General features: G+C 70.1%; 1 protein-coding gene and 1 pseudogene. Both read left to right on the top strand.

Going from position 1 to position 702, the window contains the following annotated elements; translation table 11 throughout:
- Positions 1-356, top strand: a 356-nt coding sequence (locus tag FUT87_RS31120) for an efflux RND transporter permease subunit (RefSeq protein WP_255512012.1), incomplete at its 5' end; no start/stop codon positions are given.
- A pseudogene (locus FUT87_RS31115) lies at positions 268-702 on the top strand (efflux RND transporter permease subunit); the annotation flags it as partial. The gene FUT87_RS31120 and the pseudogene FUT87_RS31115, both read left to right, overlap by 89 nt.

Here is a 702-nt window from a genome sequence, read left to right as displayed (position 1 = left end):
GATCGAACCTGCTGCCCTCCGACCTGCCGATGCCGCCGGTCTACAGCAAGGTCAATCCGGCCGACGCGCCGGTGATGACGATCGCGGTGACCTCGCCCTCGCTGCCGGTCATCAAGGTGCATGACCTGGTGGAGAACCGCCTCGCGCCCAAGCTGTCGCAGGTCGACGGCGTGGGCCTGGTGAGCATCGCCGGCGGCCGCCGGCCCGCCGTGCGCATCCAGGCCAACCCGAGGCACGCTGGCCGCGCTGGGCCTGTCGCTGGACGACGTGCGCAGCGCCATCGCCTCGGCCAACGTCAACCAGGCCAAGGGCAGCTTCGACGGCGCGCAGCGCGCCTCCACCATCGACGCCAATGACCAGCTGCGCTCCGCCGCCGAGTACCAGAACCTGATCATTGCCTGGAAGAACGGCAACCCGCTGCGGCTCAGCGATGTCGCCCAGATCGTCGACGACGCCGAGAACCTGCGTCTGGCGGCCTGGGCCGACACGACGCCGGGCGTCATCCTGAACGTGCAGCGCCAGCCCGGCGCCAACGTGATCCAGACGGTGGACCGGGTGAAGGCGCTGTGCCCAAGCTGCAGGGCACGCTGCCGGCGTCCGTCGACGTGCAGATCCTGGCCGACCGCACCACCACGATCCGCGCCTCGGTCGACGACACCGAGATCGAGTTGCTGCTCGCCATCGCGCTGGTGGTGGCGGTGA

The organism is Mitsuaria sp. TWR114, from assembly GCF_007997345.1.
This window is presented reverse-complemented; position numbering and strand designations above follow the sequence as displayed.